The sequence below is a fragment of the Sphingobacterium hotanense genome (assembly GCF_008274825.1).
GTDB lineage: Bacteria > Bacteroidota > Bacteroidia > Sphingobacteriales > Sphingobacteriaceae > Sphingobacterium > Sphingobacterium hotanense.
In genome coordinates, this window is the sequence record NZ_CP030848.1 from 1,537,079 (window position 1) to 1,562,892 (window position 25,814).

The 25,814-nt window shown below is 43.1% G+C and carries 13 protein-coding genes; 5 read left to right on the plus strand and 8 right to left on the minus strand.

The features are described from left to right. Positions 1-503: 503 nt before the first annotated feature. Together DSM08_RS06465 and DSM08_RS06470 are read left to right on the plus strand one after the other, a co-directional pair. Positions 504-3,614, plus strand: a complete 3,111-nt coding sequence (locus DSM08_RS06465; RefSeq protein WP_149525391.1) for a SusC/RagA family TonB-linked outer membrane protein — start codon at positions 504-506, stop codon at positions 3,612-3,614. A 17-nt stretch (positions 3,615-3,631) separates the two neighbouring features. Continuing rightward, a complete protein-coding gene (locus DSM08_RS06470) occupies positions 3,632-5,149 on the plus strand; it encodes a RagB/SusD family nutrient uptake outer membrane protein (RefSeq protein WP_149525392.1) in 1,518 nt (505 codons plus the stop codon). 59 nt (positions 5,150-5,208) lie between these two features. On the opposite strand, the gene DSM08_RS06475 is transcribed toward DSM08_RS06470, so the two are convergent. The 8 genes from DSM08_RS06475 to DSM08_RS06510 form a co-directional block, all read right to left on the minus strand. Continuing rightward, positions 5,209-7,161 carry an NHL repeat-containing protein gene (locus DSM08_RS06475; RefSeq protein ID WP_149525393.1) on the minus strand — a complete coding sequence of 651 codons (1,953 nt, stop codon included), beginning with the start codon at positions 7,159-7,161 and terminating at the stop codon, positions 5,209-5,211. A gap of 34 nt (positions 7,162-7,195) precedes the next feature. Next, positions 7,196-8,758, minus strand: a complete 1,563-nt coding sequence (locus tag DSM08_RS06480) for a DUF4886 domain-containing protein (RefSeq protein WP_187773993.1) — start codon at positions 8,756-8,758, stop codon at positions 7,196-7,198. 77 nt (positions 8,759-8,835) lie between these two features. Then, the gene (locus tag DSM08_RS06485; RefSeq protein ID WP_149525395.1) at positions 8,836-10,875 is read right to left on the minus strand and encodes an FAD-dependent oxidoreductase; all 2,040 of its coding nucleotides are present in this window, start codon (positions 10,873-10,875) and stop codon (positions 8,836-8,838) included. Between the two features lie 9 nt (positions 10,876-10,884). Beyond that, a complete protein-coding gene (locus tag DSM08_RS06490; RefSeq protein WP_149525396.1) occupies positions 10,885-12,567 on the minus strand; it encodes a RagB/SusD family nutrient uptake outer membrane protein in 1,683 nt (560 codons plus the stop codon). 10 nt (positions 12,568-12,577) lie between these two features. Next, entirely contained in the window at positions 12,578-15,952 is a 3,375-nt protein-coding gene (locus tag DSM08_RS06495; protein ID WP_149525397.1) for a TonB-dependent receptor, read from the minus strand. A 166-nt stretch (positions 15,953-16,118) separates the two neighbouring features. Beyond that, entirely contained in the window at positions 16,119-17,303 is a 1,185-nt protein-coding gene (locus DSM08_RS06500) for a FecR family protein (RefSeq protein WP_149525398.1), read from the minus strand. Between the two features lie 213 nt (positions 17,304-17,516). Next, a complete protein-coding gene (locus DSM08_RS06505; RefSeq protein WP_149525399.1) occupies positions 17,517-18,074 on the minus strand; it encodes an RNA polymerase sigma factor in 558 nt (185 codons plus the stop codon). A gap of 32 nt (positions 18,075-18,106) precedes the next feature. Further along, the gene (locus DSM08_RS06510; RefSeq protein ID WP_149525400.1) at positions 18,107-19,141 is read right to left on the minus strand and encodes a Gfo/Idh/MocA family protein; all 1,035 of its coding nucleotides are present in this window, start codon (positions 19,139-19,141) and stop codon (positions 18,107-18,109) included. 460 nt (positions 19,142-19,601) lie between these two features. On the opposite strand from DSM08_RS06510, the gene DSM08_RS06515 reads away from it, so the two are divergent. The 3 genes from DSM08_RS06515 to DSM08_RS06525 all read left to right on the plus strand — a co-directional run bounded on the left by DSM08_RS06515 (position 19,602) and on the right by DSM08_RS06525 (position 25,730). Beyond that, on the plus strand, positions 19,602-22,757 hold the full coding sequence (locus DSM08_RS06515; RefSeq protein WP_187773994.1) for a SusC/RagA family TonB-linked outer membrane protein: 3,156 nt from the start codon (positions 19,602-19,604) through the stop codon (positions 22,755-22,757). An 8-nt stretch (positions 22,758-22,765) separates the two neighbouring features. Continuing rightward, positions 22,766-24,490 carry a RagB/SusD family nutrient uptake outer membrane protein gene (locus DSM08_RS06520; protein WP_246172496.1) on the plus strand — a complete coding sequence of 575 codons (1,725 nt, stop codon included), beginning with the start codon at positions 22,766-22,768 and terminating at the stop codon, positions 24,488-24,490. Between the two features lie 94 nt (positions 24,491-24,584). Beyond that, a complete protein-coding gene (locus DSM08_RS06525) occupies positions 24,585-25,730 on the plus strand; it encodes a prolyl oligopeptidase family serine peptidase (protein ID WP_246172498.1) in 1,146 nt (381 codons plus the stop codon). Positions 25,731-25,814: the final 84 nt, after the last annotated feature.

Sequence of the window (25,814 nt, forward strand, 5' to 3'; positions counted from 1 at the left end):
TACTATGGACACAGGAAGGTTTTGTTGCAAAGGTACCTTCGTCTACTCTCACTTTTTCCATAACCCTTATTTACCCAAATTAAAGCCTTTCGAGAAGGGTTCTGATAGGGGTTTATAAGGGTTCTGAAAGGGCTTTGAAAGAGAACTATGCAAAAGGAGGTCTTTCCTAAACTCGACTGGGGCAAGACGAAATTTCCTCCTTACGGGAACAAAAATTTGGCTATATTATATCTTTTTTACAAAAAACTTGTATATTCGTTAACGTACCCAATTGACGATGAGTCATGTTGCGAGCGTTTAGGGTTTCCTAAGCGTACTGTACTAACTGAGAAAAACTTAAAGCCTATAACATTACATATTTAGCTCTCTTGATCTAGCCGATAGGACAGAGGATTTTATTGAAATTCAATAAATTCAGATCAAGCTAGCTAATTGCCTGGTTTCGAACGAGTCCAGCATAGTATTGTTATTAAAAATAAAATCAACATTATAAATTCAACATTATGAGATCAAAAATCTACATGCTATGTTTCTTTTTGAGTTCTCCTTTATTAAGTCAAACCGATTTGTATGCTCATGCAACGGAGATGTCTTATTTAAAGGTGTATGCACAGGAGAAACTATCGGGAAGGGTGACCGATTCAAATAATCAGCCATTGGCGGGGGTAACTGTTCGAGTGAAGGACGGCTCGGCTTCTGCTAGCACGAATAATGCCGGCGAATTTGAGATCGCGGGTCAACTCCAGGGGAAAACTTTGGTTTTCACCTATGTCGGGTACGTACCAAAAGAGGTAACTGTTGCTAATAACAGCAATTTACAAGTTATTTTGGAATCTGAACAGGCCAATTTAGAAGAAGTGGTCGTTGTAGGTTATGGTACGCAACGCAGAAAAGAATTGACCGGTTCGATATCCTCGGTGAAGGCGAGCGATTTGGAGAAAGTAGCAACAAACTCCTTTACTTCTGCTATTCAGGGTAAAGTCCCTGGAGTGACGATTACACAAACCAGTGGTGCACCGGGCGGTTCGAGTTCGGTTCGTATCCGCGGGGTAGGGACCACGGGTGGAAACCAACCGCTTTACGTTATTGATGGCTTCCCGGTAGGCGGTGGCAATATCGGAATCAGCGGGAGTTCGGATCAAGTGGATGGTATGTCGATCGTTAATCCCAACGATATTGAGTCCATCGAAGTATTGAAAGATGCTGCTGCCGCATCCATTTATGGAGCTCGCGCGGCAAACGGGGTTATTTTGATTACGACCAAGCGTGGTAAAGAAGGGGTAACATCGGTAGATGTGAATGCCTATACCGGATTTCAGAGCTTATGGAAAAAGCCGAAGTTCTTAAATGCTGAGCAATTTGCGACGCTTGCCAATGAGCTTTACAAAAACTCAAATATGGCTCCTAATCCAGAATGGGCAAATCCAGCTTCTTTGGGCGAGGGAACCAACTGGATCAACGAAGTTTTCCGTACGGCGCCTATGTATAACTTAGATGTCTCTATGACAGGGGGCAACCAAAAGATTAAGAATGCACTATCCTTAGGCTATCGCGATCAGACCGGTACCTTGATTGAGACTTGGAATAAACGCTATACAGGTCGTGCGAATGTCGATATCCAAGCCAATGAGCGCTTAAAATTCGGTGGTAGTATGGCTTTCACATACACACAAGGGAAGGGACAGCAGAATGAGGATTTCCGCTTGGGTATCTTCAACCTAGCGCAGCAATTCTACCCTACCTTAGGCTTGGAGGATGTGGTTAGTGGTTCTTCAGCATACTATTCTACGCAGGGTGATAACCCTTATTTGCGTGCGAAGACGGATGAAAACTACCTTAGAAATATGCGTCTTTATGGTAATGCTTTCGGAGAGTTGACCATTATGGAGGGATTAAAGTTCCGGTCGAGTGTAGGTTTGGATTTCAACTCCAATCGTACGAGCACCTGGGAACCTAAGGTGCAACGCGGATTCTATAGCAACCCGCAAGCTGTATTGGGCGAAACACAGACTCAAGGTTTAAATTGGTTGATCGAGAATACGCTAAGTTATACCAAACAATTTGATAAACACAACCTATCGGCAATTGTAGGTCAAACCGCTCAACGCAATGCGAGCGATTGGATTTCAATTACAGCGCGCGAATTCCAAAATGAAACAATCCGCGTCGTGAATACGAGTTCCGAAGCCAATCGTCGTGGTTCCGGTACAGGTTCGGTTTACACTTTGGCTTCCTATCTTGGCCGTGTCAATTATTCCTACGATAATAAGTATCTCTTCTCGGCAAGTATTCGTCGTGATGGATCTTCTAATTTTGGACCATCTTATAAGTGGGGTAACTTCCCATCGGTATCGGCAGGATGGAATATCTCTGAGGAGAGCTTCTTCAATCAGGCTGGGCCTATCAATAGCTTAAAGCTTCGCGGTAGCTGGGGACAATTGGGTAATGACGCAATCGGAGCCTTCGGCTATTCGAGCACCTACGGCTTAGGTCGCGTATCAGACAACTATATATTGGGGCCAGGCCAAGTTTTGGTGACTGGAGCGAGTATGATGCGTCCGGGCAATATGGACTTGAAATGGGAAACCAGTGAGCAGATCAATTTTGGTGTGGATGCGACTTTCCTGAACAACAAGGGTTATTTAACAGCAGAATACTATATCAAAGATACGCGCGATATGCTCGTGAGCTTACCGGTTTCGTTGGAGGCGGGTTTTGAATCAGCTCCTTCAGTAAACGGCGGTAAGATCAGAAACTCGGGTTTTGAATTATTGTTGGGTTATGCGAGCGGCAATGAGTTCAAGTATGATGTGAGTGTGAATCTATCAACTTTAAAGAATGAAGTGATTTCAATGGGTGCCGGAAACCCAATTTCGGGACCGATTGTAGGCTTTACAAGCATGAACAGTTCGTATACGGAAGTTGGAAATCCTATAGGTTACTTTAGAGGGTATATCGTGGATGGTATCTATCAGACGAATGCGGAAGTCGATAAGGCTTTCCAACCAAATGCTTCGGCTGGAGATTTTAAATACCGCGATGTAAATGGCGATAATGCTTTAACGGATGAAGACCGCGTAATGTTGGGGACACCTTGGCCTAGCTTGACTTACGGTATGAACATGGATCTATCGTACAAGGGTTTCGATCTGAATATGTTGTGGCAGGGTGTTGCTGGAAACGAGATCTTTCACGTCGCTAAGTTTTCGACCTATCCGATTAAATATTTTGGCGGTAGTGGCGTAATCAATGCATCAGCAGAGGTATTGAACCGTTGGACTCCTGAAAATGGTGGTAACTCGGTGCCAATTTTAAAGTACACCGATGTCAATGGGAACTATGCGAATTTATCATCTTTCTATATTGAAGATGGTTCTTACCTGCGTCTTCGCAACATTACGCTAGGCTATAGCTTGCCTTCGAATATCTTCGAAAACAGTAAGATGGTGAAGCGCGTACGCGTATATGGTTCGGTTCAAAACGCATTAACATTTACGAAGTACTCAGGATTCGATCCGGAAGTAGGGTCGACAAACCCGTTAGCATCGGGTGTGGATGATGGGGTTTACCCAATGCCGAGAACCTTTATGTTTGGAGTGAAAGTAGGATTCTAACCTTAAGAAGAATAACAATGAAAATAATAAGAAATATAGCGTTGTTTGCTTTGTTGAGTTCAGCAACAGCGTGCAGTGATAGCTTTTTAACGTTATCACCTACCGATATACTAGTGGAGGATAAGTTTTTCACCAGCATCTCCGATGCGGAGGCTGCGCTGATCGGTGTTTATGGGTCGCTGCAGAAAGAGGAAGCTTTTACCAATGTTCGCGATGCAGCAGATATAGAATGGGCTATTTCCGGAGATATGTATGAGATGGACGGTAGTGCAAACCGTATCGAATTGCACTCCTTAGCTTTTCCTTCAACAAATACAATCTTGCGCGATGTGTACACCGCAGCCTATTTAGGGATCAGCCGCGCGAATACGGTTATAGCTAAAGTGGCAAGCATGACGGACGGCGAGGAAGATGCGAAGAAGAAAATCATTGCGCAGGCGAAGTTTGTTCGTGCTTTATTCTACTATCGTTTGGTAACTTATTTTGGCGGTGTTCCTTTGATTTTAGAGCCTCTGGATGCGAGTTCGGATCTGCAGATTGCGAGATCAAGTTCTACCGATGTGTGGGGACAGATCGAGAAGGATCTACAGGAAGCAAAGGCGGACTTGCCTGTAAAATGGGAAGGCAATAATGTGGGTAAAGTGACGTCCGGCGCTTGTAAAGCATTATTGAATAAGTCGTATTTGTGGCAGAAGAAATATCAGGAGGTGGTTAGCGTGACGGAGGAATTGTTTGCTGAAGGCCATTACTCTTTGTTACCAGATTATCGCTCGGTTTTCATGGAGACGAACGAGAATAATGCGGAGATTCTATTCTCTACGCAATTTAAAGAAGGTGTGGATGCAGAGGGCAATAACTTAGTGAAGCGTACGGCACCTCGTGGGGCTCCTGCGGAATTTACCGGCGGCGCGGCATGGAGTAACTTCGTACCACAGCAGCACTGGGTGAATGCGCATGAAAAAGATGCCAGCGGGAAAATAAAAGATAAGCGCTATTGGGCTTCTATCATTGGTCCTGGCGAGAAGCATCAGGATATGCCTGCATTTGTAATGCCGACCAATGTACCTGCAGGTTGGTCCAGATCGGGATTTATTATGACGAAGTATTGGCAGAAGCCGACGTTAAACAACTCAGGGGTCAATCCACCGGTTATTCGTTTTGCGGAGATCTTGTTGAACTATGCTGAGGCGTTGAATGAGTTGAACCAGTCGGCAAAGGCGATTGGCGAGGTGAATAAAATTAGAACGCGCGCCGGATTGGACAACCTTCCAACAACCCTTAACAAGAGCCAGACACTGGATGCAATCTTTAAAGAGCGTCGTCTGGAGTTTATTTGGGAACCTACAGGCGGTTTCTCTGATTTGAACCGTAGCGGTCGCTTCTTGAAATTCATTGAACAAGAACGCCCTAACTATGCGGATCTAAATGTGGCGCAGAAACCTTGGTTGAAGACCACGCCGATCGTATTCCCAATTCCTCGAGATGCATGGGATAGAAATAAAGCGCTTGAGCAGAATGAGCATTATAGCTATTAAGCTGTTGCTTTAGATAAGAGAAAAGGCAGCGACTTTTGAAGTCGCTGCCTTTTTTTATTTTAGTGCTTTTCCTCGGGCGTATAGCTCCAGAGGTCGGTATCCCTTCGGAAGTATAATTTATTATCCTTTCCAAGGATCATCAGGGATGCATTATCCCTTAGCTTTGTAAGCTTCTTGCTTTTCGGATCGAAACTGTACATGCTATCGGAAAGCGTAAAATAAATCATCCCGTTCGGATGATAAACACCTAAACCGTTGCGCCAAATATGACTAGGATATTTCGGATAACGATAGACAGGAAGCTCATAGATCACTTTCTTTTGGTCCGGGTCGTATTCGAACAACGTACCATCTGCGAATCCCCAGATATGGCCGTTCGGTCCGGAAAATAACCCGGATATAGACCAGTAATTTGCTACGCTATCTGTCCATAATACTTGCTTGCGCTCAGGATCCCATTCGAAGATCTTCCCTCTTTTTTCTGTAGGTAGAATACCTAAGCCTCCGGAGATTGACGATCCACCAAATACGCGTCCATTATGGTTAAGTAATGAAATGATCGATTGGTTGGGAATGACATTTTCGAACGTCTTGATCTGCTCGGTTTCTGCATCAAGATGGCTGATCGTACCGCCTAATTCGCCATATGGTGGCACTGTTCCGAAGATCAGCTCGTTTCGGTCTGCTAGCGTAATAACTGCAAATGGTCGGTCTTGATCTTTGATCTGTCCTAGATGTTTAGGGTTTCCGGAGCCTACTTTCCATGGTTTCGTCAAGTCATATGAATAGATATGCGCCTTGGTATAGATGCCGAAATACAGCTTGTTGTTCAGGCTGCTCATACCTTCCGTTTGATGGAGACCGGGATACTCTTGATGCTCTCCCGTTTTTGGGTCATAGCTTCCATGCTGCCCTGCAAGATATCCGGCACTCCAGACTTTATCGTCCGGCCCCCAATAGATCGTTTGAATATGAATAGGCGAGTTTGGTACTTCCAGGGTCAGGCTATCTTTTTGCTTTGTTTTCGGCTGGATACGATAGACGATTTGCGCATTGCTGAAAACCTGGTATTCGCCTTTGTTAGTCCATGTCCCGGCTTTGCCAGCACCTTTGATATCGCTAATTGCGATAGGTTCCGCGTTCTTATTTCCTAAGTCTAAGGCATAAACTTGAGATCTCGAGGTGTAATAAATGGTATTAGACTTCGGATCTTTGACCACAGATTTCATGTCGAAAGGAGGGAGGAAGCGCAGGATTTCTTTGGATTGTATATCATATACAAAGTTCTGCGAGTTTGTATTACTGTTGATATAACCTAGGATAAGATCCTTTCCATTGATGTTACACACAATATCCATGTCATAGAAGAACTCCTTGAAGTCTTTGACATGAGGAAGCAAAGTTGTTTTTTGCTTCGTCTTCGGGTCGAGTAGGATAAACTTAGCATTCGATCCGGTACCAGCGTATATCTTTTTATCGTTTTTGTTATACACCAATCCGCGTACGTAATTTTCGCCTTCGTAAATGGGTCCGCCCGAAACTTCTTCGAAACCCGTCTTGGGATGATACTTGAATACCAAGCCATCCGGATAGGTTCCACCGTAAATTACGCCGTTTTCAGCGGGATGTAAATCCCAAACGACTTTCTGATGGAGTTCATTTAGCGGTAGGGCGGTAGGTTTAGCATCGCCAAGCTTGTAGGAATAAATATGTCCATTTCCTGTAGCATATAGGATATTATCCGTCGACACCGTCATGTCCCAAGAGCCGTCAGTACCCGTTAATTCGGATTCTAATATTTTGTTTCCAGTACTTAGTTCATATCCCAATATTCTACCTGGAATTCCTCGAACAACAGTAAATAGGTATTCTTTACCCTGCTTATCCTTCATGAAATGGCTTCCTTGCACTGCTTTCGCAAATACCTGAGGGCCGTGATTCTGAAACTGGGCTTGGCTGGGTGTTAATAAACAACAAAGGGATAGAGCTAATAAAATTGATTTTGTCTTCATGTAAGTTTCGCGTGTTCTTAAGCGGTCAGAGCGCTTATTTGTTTGGTGATTCTGTGATGCTTAAAGCATTGATTACGGCTGTTGCATCTTGAATTCCTTTTGTCAATTCAAAGCCGATGAACAGTTTGCCATCCTTTGTAGGTTTTATTGCTTCGAAAGTAGCGGTTTTATCCAAATTGAAGCTGCTATTTAAAGACTTTTTCCCTTTTATAGCTTCGGATTTTATCCAGTAAAATAAAGGATTCTGTTGGCTATTCTGAGCAGCGTAAATGTTGATTTTATAGGATTTTGAACTGTCGAGTCCTGCAATTTCTAAGAATGGGCTCTTCTGATTTTCCTTATCAATTCTTACAATAAAATAGGATTTGGACACTTCCGCCGGCATCTTGAAATTCGTAGCTGTCCGTTGCGGTCCATTGGCAGCTCGGGCATCAAAGTTCTGCAGCAAGCGGATGGATACATCGGTATTCTTATTCTGATTATCGCTGAGGTCGGAAAGCTTTGTATTCGCTTTTTCAAATAAGAAAGAGTTCCATCCTGGCATAACCAAGTCAGCTCCAAAGTTGACTTGTATGGTTGCAAATGCTATTTTCTCTATCTTTTTGAGTCGTTCTGCAGATACTGTTTCTACGAAAGGATTTTTTACGGCGTTGATAGCAGCTTCGCGCGCTATCGCAGCCTGCGTTTTGCTCAGATTGAAAGGTTTAAAACTATTGTTTTCCAAATCGCCAAATAGACTTTCATACCAGGCGCATGCTGCCGTGAAGCGGCCAATCTTTAGATCCAGATGATATCCTTCTCTGGTGAAGTTATCCTCGATATAGGACGTTCTCCCGTTCTGAATTGCTGTTCCTGAAGGGATTAGGATATCGACAGGCATGATGTGCTTCACTTCCTTTGCCACTTGGACGATCTGTTGGAACATATAGTTCTGGTCGCGATTATACTTCTCGAAGTTCTTTGTAGATGCATTCTTGGCATATGCCCAAGTTTGATGATATGCATAGCGAACGCTGGAGATCGGGTAATTCGCTTGAACGTAATTGAAGAGTTCTGGCAGATCTTTTTGAACAGAGGTCAAATCTCCTGACAAGACGCTCGCTTGCTGAAAGCAGATAATATCCCAATTCTCATCTTTCAATGCCGACAGGATAGAAGTCTTTCGGGTATTGATCTTTGCGCCATCAATAAAGGTCTTGCGGTAGTCGTAGATGGCTATATCTTCCAGTGCATTTTTTAGATGGAAGTCTAATGGAGCACCCCCACGAAAAAGGTTGCCAATTACTAATGGCTTGCCGGTTTGTTTAGCCAGATCGTGCAGGTAATACTCCACACCGTCGTCGGAAAAGCTATTCCCGATAACTAGCACCTTCGTTACTCCATCATCCAATGGGTCAGCGATTTGGAATCGCTGACCTTCGAATGAAAGGGTACCTAATTTGTTGATAATAAATTTTGAAGGTTGGTCATTAACCGGTCGCAGATACTGCTTTCCGGATTTTTCCCATTCACCTATTTGTTTCGGTGTTAGGCTTAGCGTGTCGCCTAGGAACACCAAGCTATCCTTTTCTTGGGCTTGAACAGCTTGCGATAGCATGGTTATTGAAAGGCTTATACATAGACCTATCCACTTGAGTTTCATATCAAATATTTAAGTGAGTTTAACTTATTGCTTTATTTTACTTTTTTCCAAATCACCGCATCGGCAATCACTCTGCCGGAGTTCTGTACAGCCTTAACTTTCACATAACTCTTTGCGTTCTTATTGATTTGATATTCGCCTAAATCAACCCACTCACCTGATGCCAAGCCTAGGCTTTTGATATCCGATTTATTGATATTGACTTGTTTTTTTGACTTTCCATCAAAGATCTCAAAACTTAATTGCTCAGCTAGCGCCTTATCTTCAGCGATGTAAAAATAGATACGGTACTTTGCTGTTTCCGCGATGTTCGCATGAAAGCTGATAGAAGCATTCTCATCTTTTTGATCTAAGGCATATTTGTTTTTAACATATCCTCCACGGATCGTATTCCAATTGCCGGTAACTGTGACATTTTCCTCGTCTAGGTTGTCAACCAAGACCTCTGGCGTGCTGCCATCTGCAAGGGGATCAGTTTGAAGCTTGTTGATTAATTTCTGAACATCGATATCTTGAACAGATTGCTTATTGTCAATAGCTTGTGTAGCTGCAGTAGCTGCCGATTGCGCTAAAACCATGAATACTGGCTCCATACGGATAGATCCAAAAGCGATATGTGAAGATGACATACAAACAGGAACTAACAGGTTCGAACATTCTTCAGCTTTTGGAGTGATAGCTTGGTAAGAGATGGGGTAGGGTGCAGGTACTGGCTTCTGCACATCACCTTCATTTTTCACCATGCCGTTCACTACCAAACGTTGGATATTATGAGAGTCCATTTGGTAAGCCGCCATGCCGATCGGGTCGTCGATCACTTCTTCACCTTCACAGTGTTTTTGAGTCATGACCTTACGTCCGATCATACGGCGTGCTTCACGAACATATAATTGGTTGGAAAAACCATTAGTTTCTTTGAACTCGTCTTTACAGAAACCCCATGATTTCATTTCAGCACGGATATGTGCAGGAACGCGCTCATCGTGACTTAAGAAATAGAGTAATCCTTTTGTGTAGTCCTCATGCTTCTTCCAAATCGCTTCTCTTGTTTTAAAATCACCCTCCGGGTAATCGTAATTCTCACCGATCATGTCGGTTGAGAAAGCACCAAAGTTGTTGAAGTCTGTCTTGCCGTTAGGCATGTACTTAATCAAAAAGCCGCCTGTATGTCTGTATTCTTTCTCTCCGTTCGGAAGATCAACAATATCAAGGTTACTGAAGATCGTTGTCCATTTCTCTTTAGCGATTTGTCTTAACAACAATTCAAATTGCTCTGGATTGTAGTTGTCTGGCTTGGTAAATGGAATCTGATTGCTTTTATCTTGCGTCAGCGTCAAACGGAAGTTGTATGCTTGAATTTTTTTGTCCGCGGAACCATGTGGTGCTAGCTTCTCGTTGGATATTCCCCACAGTAAGCCACTTTCCGGTTTTCCGGGAATCTTGTAAGGGTCGATTCCATCAGGGAATTGGTGGATTTCTTGCAATTGCACCCCATTCTGACTTTCGCCATATTGAGAAATTGCCTCCCGACCCACAGCATAGCTAACACCCGCCTTTGCCATTAAATCACCTTCGTAGGTACAGTCGATAAACATCTTCGCCTTAATTCTAAGCTGCTGATTCGAAGCATCGTTCTTACGAACTACAATTTCTTTAATCGTATTTCCCTCTTTAATGACTTCTTCTAAAAGGTAGTTCTTTTCAATGTCAAGCTTTGCAGCTTGTATATAATCGTTAAAGACTTTGCTTGCCACATGCGGCTCGAATGTCCATTGTTCAAAGCGATTATATTCAACGCCTAGTCGGCGGTAGAAATCACGCGCTAATCCAGTAATGGCAAATTTATTCCCGATGTCTGTTGCACCTAGACCGCCCGTCGTAAGACCGCCCAAGTAGTTACGCGGCTCAATTACAAGCGCTTTCTTGCCCAACTTATTTGCTGTGTATCCGGCGATAATTCCAGCGGAGCTCCCGCCGTAAATACAAATGTCGACCTCTACAGTCTTATTTCCAGCTTTAGCAAAGCTGGAAATACTGAAGACCATAAAGCATATCAATAATAGCTTTTTCATAGGTAAATATTAGTAGTTCTTATTTTGTGTAAGGTTAGGATTAGTTTCCGTTTCAATGCGAGGGATAGGCCATACGTAGTCACGATCTGCATTGAAATTACGCTTCTCAATGACGCGCATCTCTGTTCTATTCGTCACCTGGCTATAGTTCGGTGTACCATTCTCGTCAATCGTCGGTGCATTTGCCAACCATCCGGTGCGGATACGGCCTAGCAGATCGCCTGGCATCACCTGATGCGCAATGTTCCATCTGCGGATATCGAATAAGCGAAGACCCTCAGCAGCTAGCTCATACTTTCTTTCTTTACGCACGATGGAACGCATCTGTGCCTGCGACTTGCCAGTACTGATGGCTGGCATCGCAACAGAAGGACGTTGTCTAACCTGATTGATCGCTTCATAAACCGAATTGTCAATCTGATTAAGCTCAGTCTTCGCCTCTACGTAATTCAATAGTACTTCGGCATATCGGAATAAGATGGCATTCAACTCCGAATTCGAACGGTCGATGAAATCCGCAGGATCCGCGTATTTGCGCCATAAATAACCTGAGAAAGTCGCATAAGCGTTCGTAGCATCCGTGTTGGCTATACGCTTAGGCGTAGCCTCTCTATAATCCCAAGTCATGGTACTATCCGGATGCGTTTCAAAGATCACACCTAAGGAAAGTGTCTGCGGCAATACCACGGTCTGCGTCAATCTAGGGTCGCGATTCTTGAACGGCTTGGTAGGGTCAAATAAAGGTGATTTATCAATATTCAAACCATCAATACATTCGTAAGAATCCACTAAAGATTGAACCGGTATTTTATTCGAAAAGCCTTGCATCAATCTCGAGTAGAACTGCGATGAGATACTATGCGTCGCTAAGCCTCGCTTATATTGAATTGCCCAAATAATCTCCTTAGAAGACTCGCCCGCATATTTAAATAGCTGCTCAAAGTTATTATGCAATTGATACTGATTCAATTCCATGACAGCCTTTGCCGCGTCGGCCGCTTCCTGATATTTCTTGTTGAAAAGAGCTGATCTTGATTTTAAAGCCAACGCAGCGCCACGCGTCGCGCGACCTAGATTATTGCCTGTAACGGTCTCTGGAAGAAAGCCAACAATTGCATCTATTTCCGACATAATGAAGTCGTTCACCGCTTCCTTTGATTCTCTAGTCACATTCTTCGAGTCAGCAAGCGAGATGGTCGTGGTAAGCAATGGAACTCCGCCGAAAAGCTCATTCAGGAAGAAATAATAATAAGCTCTCAGAAATCTTACTTCGCTTATTCTTGTGTTCAGGGTTTCCGCAGGGACCACGCCATTCAAGCCTTCAGCTTTGTCTAAAATGGTATTGCAGCGTTGTATCCCCACATACAGTAAGTTCCAGAAATCAGAAGTGAAATCATTGTTCGCATCCGCATTTCCTAAGCCTAATATTTGTAAGGCATTGGTATTTCTTTCCCAACCAATATCAGATGCATAGTCTATTGTCAACGGGAAAGGCATAGGCGTTGCCTTTGGCGCTTGATATAGCGCGTTGTACGCGCCTGTGATCGCCATATTGAGTTCCTCTTCATTCGAGATAAAAGTCTCCGTAGAAGGGCTATCCAAAGGGTATTTAATCAGGTAATCTTCCTTGCACGAGTAGAGCGAAATACTGAGTAGCAGTCCTAATGTATATGATAATGTTTTTCTTTTCATGATTCTTTAATTAAAACTTGGCACTTAATCCAAAACTGTAAACTTTCATTTGCGGATACCATCCACCGGTACTGATCGGACCTTCCGGGTCATATCCTTTCCAGAAGTTTGTTTTCGTAAATAAATTCTGTCCGGAAGCGAAAATGCGCAATGCACGCACTGGCATATTAGCTGATGTCGGAAGTGGTACGTTATATCCTAAAGTCACGTTTTTCAATCTTAGGTACGCCGCATTCTTCATCCAGAAAGTAGAGTTTTGAATGTTGTTATTCTCATTGAAAGCAAAGCGAGGGAATGCCGCGTTCGGGTTGTCCGGAGTCCAACGATCTTTATGTTGCTCTTGAATCGTTCCGCCCTGATAGAAAGGCATAATTCCTTGTCCATACAAGTATCCATCTGCCTTTCCTACACCTTGGAAGAACAACGCGATATCCAATCCGCGATACGAAGCACCTAAATTAGCACTGTAAGTATAGCGAGGAATCGGGCTTCCCATAATGATCTCATCGGCTGCGTCAATCTTGCCATCCCAGTTCTGATCTTTATATTTGATATCCCCCGGCGCGATGTTACCGATCTGTGTTGCTGAGCCAGCCACATCTTCCGCTGAGCTGAAATAACCAATCGCTTCGTAGCCATATAGCGAACCGATTGGATGTCCCTCATGGTTTACTGTCAGACCAGTACGTAATACGCCGCGCATGTCCAATATTTTATTCTGCACATCAGAAAGATTGACTGCCACATTGTACTTAAAGTCGCCGATAGCGTTGTTGTATGCAACAGACACATCCCAACCTTTATTTTCAACAACTCCAGCATTTTGGAAAGGTGGCGTAGAGAAACCCAGATATCTTGAAATGTCTAATTGTAGTAGAATCCCTGAGGTTTTTCTATAGAAATAATCTGCTGTAATGTTCAGATTTCTCCAAAGAGTCAAATCAAGACCTACATTGCTCACATTTGTCGTTTCCCATCGAATATCCGAATTTGCCATCGTCGTCAATGCCGCGCCGGTACTGATATTCTCTCCAAAAGCATAGTTTGTAGCACCAATATTGAAATAAGAGGCAAATGAATATAAGCCTGTGATATTTTGATTTCCTAATTTACCCCAAGAACCGCGGATCTTCATGTCGGAAACAACCGAGCTCAAGGATTCCATAAAAGGCTCCTGACTAACGCGCCATCCGGCGGAGAAAGAGGGGAAGAATGAAAATTTATTCCCTACAGCAAATCTTGACGACCCATCATAGCGAGCATTCGCTTCAAATAGATACTTCCCTTGGAAGTCGTAGTTTAAGCGTCCAAAAACCGAACGTAGCGACCATTCTGAGGAGGTTCCGCGCGCTATATTATTTTCTTGATTTCCAGCATTCAACTCCTGTAATTCAGGGATCAAGAAAATCTCACGATAGCCTGATAAGAAATTATCACGTTGGTCTTCCTGTTGGAAACCTGCCATCACATTGAAGTTGTGGTCTGAAGCCAATGTTTTCTCATAAGAAACAACTGCACGTAGGTTGTTGTACCAATATTGTTCATATTTTTCCGTCAAGCTGTTTTTCTGAGGAGTCAAATATGCTTTATCGCCATTCCAATAATAGGATTGCACGGTATTGTAGAACAACTTCTCATGATTGATCTCGTATTTCGTAGAATAAACCAAATTAACGGTCATTCCGTCAATAGGCTTATACTTTAAATCGATATTAAAAACGGAATTCAAAGGATTTTCCAGGTTCAACCCGCCATCTCTTGCTTTTGCAATTGGGTTATCGCCGTTCCATCCCTCGCCATATTGACCTGTCGATAGAATCCCCGCTTGATTTGCCGGAATACGACGCATCCAATGGAAAATGGAAGTAGTTCCGCCTGCCGGCTCTTTCAATTCCGATTTGGTGAAGAAAAAGTCTAAAGCTGCGCTTACCTTATTGGAGATCTGCAGATCACTGTTCAATCTAAAGTTATAACGTCTGAAATTGGTGTTTTCCAAGATACCGTCCTGATCAAAGAAACCTAAGGATCCTAAAACTTTCACCTTTTCCGATCCACCCTGCGCGGCGATATAATGGTTCTGCATGAACGCATTGTTTTTCATGGTCAGATTTTGCCAATCCGTATTCGGGAAGCGGTCAGGATTGCTTTCCATGCCGGCTGTATAATCTTTGATCATCTGCTCCGTAAAGATGGGGCTCTTGCCGGTATTGGTATAGGCCTCGTTCAATAAGTTCATATGATCCAAGCCGCTAACCATGTCCGTCATTTGCGTTGGAGTCTGCCAACCCGCATAGTTGTTATAATCTACTGTGACGCCCTCGTTCTTCGCACGCTTGGTGGTTACTAAAATAACTCCGTTTGCGGCACGCGAACCGTAGATAGCAGCCGAAGAGGCATCTTTAAGAACCGAGATATTCTCGATATCATTGGTGTTCACGTTGTTGATATTTCCTTCAACACCGTCGATCAATACCAATGGGTTGGCATTGCCTAAAGTCCCGATACCACGGATACGCAGACCGCCATCATCGCGTCCTGGCTGTCCGGAACCTTGTGTCACCGTCAGTCCCGGAGCCGCACCTTGTAGCGCAGTGGATGCTTGTCCGACCGGTTGTTTTGTTAACTGCTCACTTTTAACAACGGCAACTGCCCCCGTTAAGTTTACTTTCTTTTGCGTACCATAACCTATCACAACAACTTCATCTAAGTCGCTTACCTGTGGCGCCAAGCTGATGTTAAGAACCTGCGAAGCTGAAGTTACTTGTCTTTCTGCAGTAGCATAGCCTACCAAGCTAAAGCGCAACGTAGTAGGGAAGGAGTTGATCGTAATCTGGAAATTACCGCTAGCGTCTGTGCTTGCACCTTGTTTGCTATTCACATCCACGATGCTAACTGCTTCCAGAGCCGAGCCGTCTTCCGCTTTTACAACTCCGCGAAGCGTTTGTTGTATCGGAGCCACAGTAGTAACCTTGCTGCTTGCCGTTGACACTTGCTTTGCTGGTTTATTAGCTTTGTTGATAAGAATAGTTTTATCCTCAATCGTATAATCATAAGGAAGATCTTTCAACAGGGTATTTAGGAACTGCGTTACACTCGCATTGGAGATATTGATATCCATTGGTTTGAGTGATTTCAGCTCTTTCAGATCATACAAGATCACGAAGCTGGTCTTGTCTTCGAGGTATTTAAATGCACTTTCTACTTTCGCCGCCTTCTTTTTATACGAAAGCTGCTGAGAAAATGACTTCGCTTGCAGCTGGAAACTTCCAATGACAAGGAAGATGCATAGGATTTTAAAAATCATAATTTGATATCGAATACGGGATAAAAAAGTATTGATAAAACGAATTGGATAAGGATTTCTCAATCCTTGATAGTTTTTCATAATATTGTAATCTATAATGTTTTAAGTTTGGTTATTATTCCCAATAATTATACTAGACATTATCTGGGGAGATGGGCCAACATCTCCCTTCTTTGCTAGTCTATCGATTATTTCTATGGTGGGTTTGCGTTCGTTTTCATGGTAATTCCTGAGGTTATTATATTGGTTATTTGTTATTAGCGTAGGCTACGGTAAGCTTTCTGTCGGAGGTTAACTTGGTATGGATACTAAAGTTGTTTTCCAAGAACTTCTGAAAGGTGGATAGTTTGAGTCCACGGCTCATTCTACCTCCCAATTCGATAGCGGGGATATCGTTTTGGTAAACAATCTCCACATCATACCAGCGACTAATATTGCGCATACATTCCTGCAAACTCATGCCATGCAGATCGATAATCCCTTCTTTCCACGCAATAGCGGCATCCGCATCGACCGATTTGGTTGCTAGGGCATTGGAGCCTGTATTGAACTGCGCTTGTTGATTTGGCTTTAAAACCGTTTGCTGCTTGTTCGCTGTCACCCGCAGTGAGCCCCCTTTTAGGGTGGTCTTTATTATTTTCTCATCGGAATAGGCATTGATGTTGAATTCTGTTCCTAAAACACGTATTTCCTGCTCGCGACTGCGGACGATAAATGGTAAGTTCTTATTCTTTTGAACCTCAAAATAAGCTTCGCCTTTCAGATCAATAGTTCGGTTCTCCCTGGCGAAGTCTGTCTGATAGCTGATTTCGCTCCCCGCATTTAACCAAACCTTAGAACCATCGGATAATACGAGGTTATACTGTCCGCCATAGGGAGTCACAATTCTGATGGTTTTATTGGTCTGTATTCCTGCAAGCGCGACATCCCCGTCTTCATAGCTGATGCTATTGTCTCCAATAATCAACCCCTGCTCCCCATCTTTCAGGATATGTTCCTGACCATCGATGATGATGCTGGCTTTATTGCTGCCGGGTTCAATGTCGTCCAGGGGCGCCGTTTGTACTAGTTCTGGAACAGGCGCTTGTTGGAATCGTTGATAGGTGAACAAACCTGCAAGTACAAGCGAGGCTGCCGCCGCCCAATACCACAACGGTCTAATTCTTCGAACTCGCGCCACCTCTTGCTCCTGAATATCTTGAGCAATAAGCAACCGGAGATTCGCATGAACTGTAGAAATTCGGTTATCCACAAACTCGCGAGGAAGTTGTGATGTATTCCGATCGATAATTTCGCGCACCGATTCACGGAAAGGCTCATCGTCGCAAGCATCGACCAAATGCATGAGTTCGTCAAATTCTAACTTGGATAGCTTATCATTTATATATCGGTTCAGAAGGATATTGATCCTTTCTTTGTTAGTGTCATTCATTTAGATAGTCTAAGTTTTGGTTACTTACTTATCTCTATATACGAACGACTATATAGAATGCACTATTGAGAAATGCATTTTTTTAACCTTGTTCGAGGAGGTGCCCAATTAGAGCCCTTTCAAACCCCAATCAAAGCCCTTTGAAAAGAGGTTTGATACGGCTTAGAAAGGGCTTTGCATTGGGTTTGAAAGGGCTTTAGCGCGACGAAGACTTTATGCGCCCTTGTATTTGGAATGTATATAATTTTTAATGTCTTTCATGGCGCTCACCAGCTGATTGCTGACGGTATTTACCGAAATACCGAGCATGCTGGCAACTTCCTTATAACTTTTGTTTTCAATATTGCATAGCGTCAATATTTCCTTTCGTTTGGGCGAAAGAAGTTGTATGGCTTCGTTCAGGATTCGTTGCTTTTCTTTGTCAAAGATCGACTCCTCCGTGTGTAAATAGAAGCCAACGGAAGATGCCCACAGTTCTTCCTGTAGGGCCTTATCCCGGCTCGCTTTTCTGAAATGATCGATGGCCAGGTTATCGGCGATCCGACAAAGAAGCGTCTTCAGACCCCGGTCCACTTCCAGCTGTGCGCGCATATTCCAAACCTTAAGGAAGACCTCTTGCAAGATTTCTTCTACAATTTCAGGGCTCTTGATCAATTTGATTATTCGGTTGTAAAGAAGCGGTGCATACTCAAAATATAGCTGATCAAAAGCCGTCACGTCACCCTTTTGCAGAGCCGTGATGAGTTGAGCTATTTGTATTTCTTTTTGCATTATCGGTTTCGATGAAACGGTTTAGGGATGATTTATAAATAGATACGTTTACCTTCTTTTGCGCTTTGATAAATAGCGCAGATCAATTCTACCGATTTCCTGCCTTCCGTACCGTCTATAAATGGTGAGCGTTTGTTCTCGATAGCGTCTATAAAATCTTCAATTTGTAATTGATGCGCATAATGGCCAATGGCCATTGGATCGCTAACACCGCCTGAAACTGCGGTAGTCGTTTCAGTACTGTCATCGAACTCCTGATCTTGAAAATCCCAAAGTGTCAGGCTATTCTCTTCTAGAATAGCAGACCCTTTCGTCCCGATAATTTCCACGCGCTTGGCAGTGCCGGGATAAGCAGCGGTCGAACACTCAATTGTTCCCAATGCTCCGTTTTTGAATTGTAATTGCGCGACCACAGTGTCCTCGACTTCGATTTCCTGATGTAATCTATTTGCTGCAAGGGCAGTAACATGTTCTACAGCACCCATATACCATAAAAGCATATCAACAGCGTGTATGCCTTGGTTCATTAGGGCGCCGCCGCCGTCAAGTTCCCATGTACCTCGCCATGCTGCCGATTGGTAATATGCCGGACTTCGATGCCATTTTACGTAGGCTGATCCGATGACCAAGTCGCCAAAGCCACCTTCATCCAGCTGTTTTTTAATCTTGATGCTATTCGGATAGAATCGAGTAGGGAAGATGGTACCCACCTGAAGGGAGTTTTGCTCAGCCAAGGAGACGATGCTATCGCAGCGTTGCGTCGTTATTTCCAGTGGTTTTTCAATTAAACAGTGCTTTCCGGCGCGAAGCGCTTTCTCCGCAGCTTCCAAATGTGCCCCGGATGCGGTGCATATGGAGATAATATGGATGTTCGGATCTGCTAACAATTCATCAATCGAATGGTAAGCTTTGCAAGCATACGTCGATGCAAAAGCTTCTGCTTTCTCTTTTGTGCGGTTATAAACTGCGAGCAGGGTAGCGTTTGGGATGTCGGCAATTGCTTTGGCATGTATAGCTGCAATGGCGCCGGTTCCTATGATTGCAAATCCAAAATTGTTTTGATCCATCTTATCATATTTTTAGGTTACTCGAAAATTCAGCGTTCTGCTGATGTTCACTTAGGTAAATCGTTTCGCTGATTTGGGGCTAATATAATTGTTTTCCACAGTGGATTTTGCTGTTTGAAGGACTTTGTTACATTTTCCGTTAACGTACCCCTGTGTAATGACGTTAGATTATTGTCTTGTCAGCGATTTAGGTCGAAAGATAGAAAAATTTAAAGAAATTTCTTGTAATCAATTTTGATTTGCCCTATATTGGTCGAAATCATAATCCTAAAATCAAAATAAAATAACATATTCGGCACGTCATTTTGTGTCTATTCGTGCGAAAAACCTAGTCTTGAGTGCTAGACTGTAAACGTTAACGGTGAGTCGGAAATTGTAACAAAAGTTCGAGATTCTTGCCGATTTTAAGAGTGAATCAATAACCAAATTAAACACTTATATGATATCAATTAGACCCTTAATGCTAATAGTTTTCCTCCTATTGTTTGAGGTAACTGCTAGAGCACAAACGCGGAGTTCTGTAACTGGTACAGTTCGGAACTCGCAAGGAGTACCTTTGATGGGCGTTAGTGTGTCCAACATCGGTTCGAGTGGGGAGACTCAAACAGATGACAAAGGTGCCTTCCGCTTAGATGTTAATTCCCTAAATGATTCTTTACGTTTTTCATTTATCGGATTCAGTCCATTGCGCGTGGGAATCAATGGCCGCACAACGGTGAATGTGACCCTGCAAGACGATGCAACCGATTTGGATGAAGTCGTAGTCGTGGGGTATGGCACACAAAGAAAAGGACAGTTAACGGCTTCCGTGGATGTTATTTCGAGCAAGCAATTGGCGGATCGTCCAGCTACAAACGTTGCTGATCTTATTAAAGGAGCATCGCCCAACGTTAATATCGGCATGGGTATGCGCGGAGGTGAACCTGGTGCAACAAGCTCTTGGAACATTCGCGGAGTTGGATCGATTTCTGGATCCAGTGCACCTTTGATCCTCGTTGATGGGGTGGAGATGGATTTAAATGCTATCGATCCCGAAACTGTAGACAATGTGTCGATCTTAAAAGACGCATCTGCATCGGCTGTTTATGGATCTAGAGCACCATTCGGTGTTGTTTTGATTACGACGAAAAAAGGAAGAAGAGAGCAGGGGGCGAAATTTGACTACAGCAATAACCTTTCGTTCTCATCGCCATTGAGATTACCAAGCTTTATCGACTCTTACACTTGGGCCACTGCTTATAATCAGGCAAATGCGAATGCAGGATTGACGCCAGTATATAGTGATGAGCAAATGGAGCGTATTAAAGGATATATCGATGGAACCTTTCCTTACGAATATGATCCGGAGAACCCAATTGATAATATCTGGGCAGGTCGTAGAAACGGTAATGCAAATAATGACTGGCCACATATCTTGATGGGCAAGAATGCTTTCAGTCAGAAGCATAACATCAACGTTTCAGGAGGTTCAGAGAAAACGCAGTACTTCCTATCGGCAGGTTATAATAAACAAAATGGTACCTACGCATTTGGCTATGACTATTTCAAGCGCTATAACTTGATGTCGAATGTGTCAACTCAGTTGACGGATTGGTTCAAGATCAATTCAAGCTTAAAATGGGCACATACAGCAACGGATTTCCCAATGGGTGAAACGACCGTAGGTCGCGAGCATACATTCAGAGAGATGTTGATGTTTGCACCAATGATGCCATTCCACAATATTAACGGAACCATTCAAAGTCCTTTAGTGCGTTTATTGCAAGACTCAGGGCGCGATAAGAAAAGCAACAACGATTTCCTTGCAACGATCGGTGGAGAATTGGAACCAATTAAAGGCTGGGTAACTTCCGTAAACTACAATTACAACATCAAAAACACAAAGACAAGTCTGAATCCTAAACCAGTCATGGTAGAGTTGGGAACAGGTGGTTTTGGAAATATCGGTAAGCCACAAGCTTCTTATACTTCCGGATATTATGAATATGTGTATAAAGTATTGAACGCAGTTACGTCATACGAAACGCAATTAGACGATCATTACTTCAAGGGAATGTTGGGTTTTGAGCAAGAAGAGAATGTTTACTCCGGCTTGAATGCTACAGGTACATCTCCAGTTGTTGATGAATACCCTTCGATTGGAACTTCATTGGGCGGAATTATTGCTGACGATAATATGAGCCACTGGGCAACGAGAGGAGCCTTTGGCCGTATCAACTACAATTATCAAGAAAAATATTTGGTTGAAGTAGCGGGTCGCTACAATGGTTCTTCCAGATTTCCGAAGGATATTCGATTTGCATTCTTCCCTTCGGCATCCGTAGGTTATGTGATCTCTAAAGAAAACTACTTCGAACCGTTAAGAAATAAGATTGATAACCTGAAACTTCGCGCTTCCTATGGTGCGCTAGGAAATCAGAATGTTGCGAACTATCTGTATATCTCAAAAATCCCAATTCATCCTGAAACAGACTGGATAATTAACGAGTCGAGACCGCAATATGCTAGTATGCCGGCGATTATTTCTGATCAGATTACTTGGGAAAATATCACAACGTTAAACTTAGGTGTGGACATGTCTTTCTTAAGATCGAGACTAGGCCTTTCATTCGATTGGTACAATAGAACGACAGACAAGATGTTAGGTCCTTCGATCGAATTGCCTTTCTTGTTAGGAGCGACAACACCAAGAACCAATAATGCAAAACTACAAACGAAGGGTTTTGAATTGGTTGCTACTTGGAACGACAAATTAGATAACGGTATCGGGTATAATTTTAAAGTGACTTTAGGGGATAGCCGTACTCAGATTTTGGAATACCTGAACTTGGTAGGTCGTATCGATACTTGGTATAACGGTAAGGAATATGGTGAGATTTGGGGATTTGAGACGGATGGTATTATTCAGACACAAGGTGAGCCAATGGCAGACCAGTCGAAATATCATGCGAACTGGGGACCTGGAGATATCAAATATGTGGACCAGAATGGAGACGGAATTATCAATGACGGAACGCGTACATTGGATGACTACGGTGATTTAAAAGTAATTGGAAATAACCAACCACGTTACAACTATGGTATTACTGCCGGCATGAATTGGAAGGGCTTTGACTTCAATATGTTCTGGCAAGGTGTTGGAAAACGCGATTTCTTACCAGAGTCGTCTACACCTTTGTTCTGGGGTTTGACTAATGCATGGGCAAATTCAGGTCTTTACAAAAACTCACCTGCCTTAGACTATTGGAGACCGGCAGATGAAACAAATATTCTAGGGCCGAACACAGACTCTTATCTACCGAAGCCTTATTTCACGGCGGAGACTGAAAAAAACAAACTCCCGCAATCTAGATATATGTTGAATGCATCTTATATCCGCTTGAAGAATGTTCAAGTTGGTTATACCTTGCCAGAAAGTCTAGTTGGTAAGATGTTCAGTCGTGCTAGGGTTTATTTCTCAGGTGAAAACTTGTTGACTTTCTCGAGCTTACCGAAAGTGTTCGATCCGGAAACAGCCATCGCTTCTGATAGTCGCGAAGGTGGATACTTAACCAGTGGGGTTATCTATCCGATGAACAGAACATTATCATTCGGTTTAAACCTAACCTTAAAGTAATGACGATTATGAAGAACTTTCTAAAATTATCCAGCATATTACTAGCAAGCAGTATGACCTTGCTGTCCTGTAACGACGATTTCTTAGAGCGTCAGCCACTAGATGAAGTGGGAGCGGGGAGTTATTTCACGAAGCCGATGGATTTGGAAATCTATATGAACCAATATTACAATGCTTCATTTTTCCCAAAATACCCTAACCATGGTGGCGACTACAACAGCGACAATATGGTGGCTTCTACGCCTGATGTAAGACTACAAGGCACAAGAACTGTTGCCACAACAGGAACTATAGGTTTTGGCAACGTACGTAGCTTAAATTATTTCTTAACTGAGTATAAAAAGCTGGAAGGAAATCATGATTTCAATACCTATAAGCAATATGTCGGTGAAGCATACTATTTTAAAGCTGTTACCTATTTCAATTTATTAAAGTCCTATGGTGATATACCTTGGGTAGATCAGGTCTATGGAACGACTTCGCCGGAACTCTACAGTCCGAGAACGCCGCGTAATATCGTTGCAGACCGTATCCTTGGATGTTTAGATACGGCTGCGATGTATCTGAATGCTGACCGTACGAATGGCTATAGTCGCATCAACAAATGGATTGCCTTATTGATGCAAAGTCGTGTGGCACTCTATGAAGGCACTTGGCAGAAATATCATAACGGGACGCCATTTGGAGTGCAGAACGCTGATCCGAATAAATATTTTGAGATAGCTGTAAAGGCGAGTGAAGCGGTAATGAATTCAGGATTATACAGCGTATATAATACTGGAAAACCAGAATCAGACTATTTTGATCTCTTCACGCGTCGGGATTATACGTCAAATACCGAGGTACTTTTCTGGAGACGCTATGATAATGATCTTTCGAGAGGAGATACCGACTTTACGAATGACCGTAACTTCAGAATGTCTCAGCCATTGGGTCGTTCGATGACTAAAGAAGCAGTCGATCAATATTTGATGACCGATGGTAAACCTATTACAGGAAACAGCCTATTTGGTGGTTACAATACGATTACTCAAGAGTTTCAAAATAGAGATGCAAGGTTGAAGCAAACTATTGCGACACCAGCACAAGTTTGGAAGATTGCAGCCAATGGAACAACGCAGAATTGGTCGGTTGTGTACAATACATTGAATACGAAGACGGATTTAAATGCACCGACAGGTTATATCATTCAAAAGGGATATGATCCACATGTGATTTATCATGTGCAGCAATATGAAGAAACTCCTTCTATTCTTTTCCGATATGCCGAAGTTCTGTTGAACTATATTGAGGCAAAAGCGGAGCTAGGAAGTGCTACACAAGCTGATATCGACAAAACAATCAAGCCATTGCGCGATCGCGTAGGCATGCCGAACATCGTGATCGGAAGCATTGCCAGCGATGCTAAATGGGAGTTTCCGACTTTAACTCCATTGTTGAACGAGATCAGACGTGAGCGTCGCATCGAGTTAATTGGCGAAGGTTTCCGTTGGGATGATATCGCACGTTGGGCTGCAGCGGATGAAGTTATCGTCGGCAAGCGCCCGCATGGATTCTTAGCGAGTCAGATAACAACTAATCCATTCCCTGTAGACCAAAACGGTTTCCTAGATCCTTTCCAAAAAGCAATTCCAAATGGTTATGGATTTAAGTTAGGTAGAGATTATTTAAACTCCATTCCGGAGAGTGAGATTGTCTTAAACGACAAGTTAACACAAAACCCAGGATGGTAAAGATTTTCGTTTAATATAGGTTTGAATGTCCAAAGCGGTGGTAAGTGCCAGCTTGCCACCTAACTTTGGTCTTTGACCGAATAGAATGAGCACGATGAAAAAAACGTTTCCATATTACTGTATTTGCACTTTACTATTTATTGGTATGCTGCATCCGCTGTTGGCGCAGAAAAAGATGGATAAAAAAGCTGTATGGGCAGAAATAAGTCCATATTTCCAAGCTCCTGCGTCGTATGAGAACCAATTTGGCGATTATAAATCTCTGCTCATCGATGAAGAAGGAAACGAAATTCAGAGCAAATCAGCTTGGTTAAAACAAAGAGAAAAAATTAAGGCGAAGTGGATGAATCAGATGGGGCAATGGCCTGCATTTTTAGAAGATCAGAAACTTCAGTTTTTAGATACCACCGTTCGCGAGGGCTATACCGAATATTTAGTCGCATTTGACTGGTTGCCTAATCGAGAAACACAGGGATACTTATTGGTCCCACATGCAAAAGGTAAGAAAGCAGCGGTTTTGACCGTGTTTTACGAGCCTGAAACGGCCATCGGCCGTGGTAAAGCGGAACGTGACTTTGCTTTGCAATTATGTAAGCAGGGTTTTGTAACCTTATCAATCGGCACTACCGAAACAACGAACAATAAAACTTATTCGTTATACTATCCATCGATAGATAACGCACAGATACAGCCATTGTCTGCACTGGCATATGCTGCTGCAAATGCATGGTATGTACTGGCAAATTATAAAGAAGTAGATTCCAAGAGGATTGGTATTATGGGGCACTCTTATGGTGGCAAATGGGCGATGTTTGGTTCCTGTTTGTTCGATAAGTTTGCTTGTGCGGTATGGTCGGATCCGGGGATCGTATTTGATGAAACGAAAGGTTCTGGTGTAAATTATTGGGAACCTTGGTATTTGGGGTATTATCCACCGCCTTGGCAAAATGCGTGGAGACTGACCGGAATGATTGATGGAGCAAAAGGCTTGTATCCTAAGCTGATGACATCGAAGCAAGATTTGCACGAGCTGCATGCTTTAATGGCTCCGCGACCATTCTTGGTATCTGGTGGTTCGTCGGATCCTATCGAAAGATGGATTCCATTGAATCACACGATTAAGTTGAATAAATTATTGGGTTATGAAAATAGAGTCGCGATGACCAATAGACCGGAGCATTCTCCGAATGCAGAATCTAATCGTCAAGCAAACCTATTTTTTGAATATTTCTTGAAGTAAGGGGGATAAAATGGCTAGATTTAAGATCGAAAAGCACGATCGAAAGAATCGAATCGTAAGTATCAACAACCTTAAATAAACGAC